This is a genomic window from Capnocytophaga sp. oral taxon 332 str. F0381, assembly GCF_000318275.2.
Lineage (GTDB): Bacteria > Bacteroidota > Bacteroidia > Flavobacteriales > Flavobacteriaceae > Capnocytophaga > Capnocytophaga bilenii.
In genome coordinates this window covers 381-1,708 of the sequence record NZ_KB291249.1, presented here as the reverse complement: position 1 = coordinate 1,708, position 1,328 = coordinate 381, and the positions used below count along the sequence as shown (strand labels likewise).

The 1,328-nt window shown below is 30.6% G+C and carries 2 protein-coding genes; both read right to left on the bottom strand.

Annotated features, from left to right (window positions below):
- Nucleotides 1-84 precede the first annotated feature (84 nt).
- Nucleotides 85-558, bottom strand: coding sequence for a hypothetical protein (locus HMPREF9075_RS00780; protein WP_157049187.1), 474 nt, complete (start codon nucleotides 556-558; stop codon nucleotides 85-87).
- A 4-nt stretch (nucleotides 559-562) separates the two neighbouring features.
- Entirely contained in the window at nucleotides 563-1,225 is a 663-nt protein-coding gene (locus HMPREF9075_RS00775) for a hypothetical protein (RefSeq protein WP_009414675.1), read from the bottom strand.
- Between the last annotated feature and the right edge of the window lie 103 nt (nucleotides 1,226-1,328).

The window sequence follows — 1,328 nt, the reverse complement described above, 5'->3', positions numbered from 1 at the left end:
ACGACCCTGAGCTAAGACATTTGGTGGAGAAGGAGGGGGAATAAAGGCATGCACTTCTTGAGTATAGTTTTTGAAAATAAAAAATTATTCCTTTGTATAATCTACATAATAACCTTTATATTGCTCTTTCATAAGATTTACAAAATCATTAATAGTTATCTTATAATAGGCATCCATATCTTCCTCTTTTATAATATTACCATTTGTATCATATTCTTTCCAAACACCAGTGTCAATAGCATAAAAAAATATACGTTGAGCCATAAGTGATTTTGTTTCTTTATTATATGCAAAAACATATTTTATATGAGTATGAGAATCATATTCTGAAACTTGTATCCCATCAATATCCTCCAGTATTTCAACAGTTTTATCTCCTTTCTTTAACTTTTTATCTATCCTATTAGATCCATAATTTCCAATTATCTCATAATCCTTATAAAGCCCTTCACTAAAATAAAACATCTCTCTTCCTGTTTCAGGATGAGGAGCAATAATCTTAGTTTGGGCATAGCTAATAACCCCTAATAGTAAGAATACTATACATATCAGTTTCATAATTCTACTTAGGTCTATATATTTGTTCCTCATATTCATAAAAATCATCTCCTGAAAGACACTTATCAAATAACGTTTCTCCTGTATTTACATCAATTGTAATCCACCTACTCGTATAAGGACCATACGAATACGTTACTATATAAATAGGGCGTGTCTTCTCTGTGTATAGTACGCTCACAGGATCTTTTATCAGATCAATATCATAACGCTCTTTCATTATTTGCATAAGACAATCAATACTCATTTTATATTGCTTATCCATATCGTTTTCTTTTGTAACTTCCCCTTTATCATTATACTCTTTCCAAACTCCTATGGGAAGTGTTTGAAAATAAGATGTTACTTCCTCTAACAACTTTTCTTTATTATATACAAATGCATATTCCTTAGAAGTATGATAACTAACTTCTGTAATTTGAAGAGAATCGTCATATTCTGCTATTTTAACATATCCACTACTTCCCGCTAATGTTTTTATAAATAAAAGTTCACCTGTTTTTGCAGATCTTCTACTATATTGATACTTCAATTCCCAATCCTTATAAGGTTCTTCATTAAAATAAAACATCTCTCTTCCTGTTTCAGGATGAGGTACTATAATCTTAGTTTGGGCATTGCTAAAAGCTCCTAATAGTAAGAATGCTGTAAATAATAAGTGTTTCATCTTCTTTTTTCGTTTTCAATTTCAATTTTAATAGCAGGATTTACAATAGCCCATTGCCAACCCCTGCTGAATTAAGAGCGTGTCGCTCATTCCTTATCAATTA